This is a genomic window from Burkholderia sp. Ac-20353 (assembly GCF_017104785.1).
Lineage (GTDB): Bacteria > Pseudomonadota > Gammaproteobacteria > Burkholderiales > Burkholderiaceae > Burkholderia.
This window is the reverse complement of sequence record NZ_JAAGPL010000431.1, coordinates 1-2,341: the sequence shown is the minus strand read 5'-3', so window position 1 is coordinate 2,341 and position 2,341 is coordinate 1. Positions and strand designations below refer to the sequence as shown.

Here is a 2,341-nt window from a genome sequence, read left to right as displayed (position 1 = left end):
GAGCCGCTGCGCGTCGCGCCGCTCGCGCGCTTCGGCCTGCTGACGAAAGCGTTCGGTCAGCTCGCCGATGCACGCGGTCGCGGCCGCGCTGTCCGGCAGCCCCGGCGCCGGGCGGCCGAAGAAATAGCCCTGCACGAAATCCGCCTCGCACGACAGCGCGATCTGCGCCTCGTGCTCGGTCTCGATTCCCTCGACCAGCACGAGCTTGCCGGCCTCGTGCAGCAGCGTGACGAGGCCGTGCAGGATCGCGGTGAGCCCCGTACGATGCGCGGCATGCGACAGCATGATCCGGTCGAGCTTCACGAGATCGGGGTTGAGCTGCCAGATCCGCTCGAGGTTCGAGTGGCCGGCGCCGAAATCGTCGAGCGCGATCAGGAAGCCCTGCGCACGGAATTCGCGCAGCGCATCGGCGAGCCGTTCGAGATCGTCCGCGCGCTGCTCGAGCACTTCGAGCACGATGCGGCGCGGCGGCATGCCGAGGCGCTTCAGGTTTGCGAGCAGCGCGGCCGCCTGGAACGGATCGGTCAGCACGCCCGGATGCACGTTCAGGAACAGCCATTCGCGCTCCGCGCCGAGCAGCGCGAAGTTCTCGAGATGCAGCGCCTGCGCGAGCCGGTCGAGCTGCATCAGCTCGCCGTGGCGCGCGGCATCGCCGAACACGTCGAGCGGCGACACCGGCCGATCGAGCGGGTCGTGCGCGCGCAGCAGCGCCTCGTAGCCGACCGCACGCTGGTGCGACAGGCTGAAAACCGGCTGGAACACGGTCGTGAGCGTCAGCTCGTGATGCTGCGTCGCAAGACGCTCGAAGCCGGACGTCACCTCCCGTTCGAAGCGGTACGGCGACGCGGCGGCCGGACGCTCCTGTTGCACGATCGTCATACCCCCCTCCTCCTGATGCTGGCAAACGCGGCGGCTGACGAACTGGACGGCGCGCGATATCTCATGAACTGACCCTCGGATTTCCGGTTGTTGTTGCTTGTCGGTCAGCATCAAGCAAGGTCCGTGCGCACTGGCGTCATGCCCGCGATGCCGGTTCGCACGGCCGATGCACCGGTCTGGCGCATCCCGATCGCACCATTCAGGTGCGCACGCACCGGGACGCTTGAGCGCAGCCGTCACGGCAGCACGCTACACTCCGTACGGTCGTTTCATTCCCCGTTTTCGATGTATCGATGGAAATCGTTTTCACAGTCCTGATCCTGCTGCTCACCGTCGCGCTGTCCGGCGCGATCACACGCGTGCTGCCGTTGCGGCTGCCGCTGCCGCTGATGCAGATCGCGTTCGGCGCAATCCTCGCGTGGCCGAGGTTCAACCTGCACGTCACGTTCGATCCTGAAATCTTCATGCTGCTGTTCATTCCGCCGCTGCTGTTCGCGGACGGCTGGCGGATTCCGAAACGCGAGCTGTACCTGCAGCGCCGCGCGATCCTGATGCTCGCATTCGGGCTCGTGTTCATGACGGTACTCGCAGTGGGCTACTTCGCGCACTGGCTGATACCCGAGTTGCCGCTACCGATCGCGTTCGCGCTCGCGGCCGTGCTGTCGCCGACCGACGCGGTCGCGCTGTCGGGCATCGCCGGCAAGGGCCGGATTCCGCCGCAGCTGATGCATATCCTCGAAGGCGAGGCGCTGATGAACGACGCGTCGGGCCTCGTCGCGCTGAAGTTCGCGATCGCGGCCGCGCTGACCGGGATGTTCTCGCTGCGCGACGCGTCAGTGACGTTCATGATCGTCGCGGCCGGCGGGCTCGCGACGGGCGCCGCGGTGGCGTGGACGTTCAGCGCGCTGTCCACACGCTTCCTGAATGCCGAACAGGAAGGCGACCCGGCGCCCGGCATCGTGATGACGCTGCTGGTGCCGTTCGCGGCCTACCTGATCGCCGAGCATCTCGACCTGTCGGGCGTGCTCGCGGCCGTCTCGGCCGGGATGATGATGAACTACACGAGCTTTTCCCGCAAAAGCACCGTCGCGTCGCGCGTGCGCGCGGAAAGCACGTGGGCGATGATCGAGTTCGTGTTCAACGGCATGGTGTTCATCATGCTCGGGCTGCAGTTGCCGCACATCATCGGCCGCGCGCTCGTCGACGCGCATCACACGAGCGACGCGCTCGTCGGCCGGATGCTGTTCAACGTGTTCGCGATGATGGCCGCGCTCTATGCGATCCGCTTCCTGTGGGTGTGGCTGCTGCGCTGGATCGCGAGCCGCCGCGCCGCGCGCCAGGGCCTGGCCGGCACGATGGCCGGCGTGCGCACGATCGCGGTGATGACCGTCGGCGGCGTGCGCGGCGCGGTGACGCTCGCCGGCGTACTGTCGATTCCGGTCGCGCTGACCGACGGCACGCC

Annotated in this window: 2 protein-coding genes; one reads left to right on the top strand and one right to left on the bottom strand. The window is 67.6% G+C overall.

Features of this window, described 5'->3' with window-relative positions; all coding sequences use genetic code 11:
- A partial coding sequence (locus G3N94_RS40970) for an EAL domain-containing protein (protein ID WP_205799861.1) occupies positions 1-879 on the bottom strand: 879 nt, incomplete at its 3' end.
- A 293-nt stretch (positions 880-1,172) separates the two neighbouring features.
- On the opposite strand from G3N94_RS40970, the gene G3N94_RS40965 reads away from it, so the two are divergent.
- A partial coding sequence (locus G3N94_RS40965; protein ID WP_205799860.1) for a Na+/H+ antiporter occupies positions 1,173-2,341 on the top strand: 1,169 nt, incomplete at its 3' end.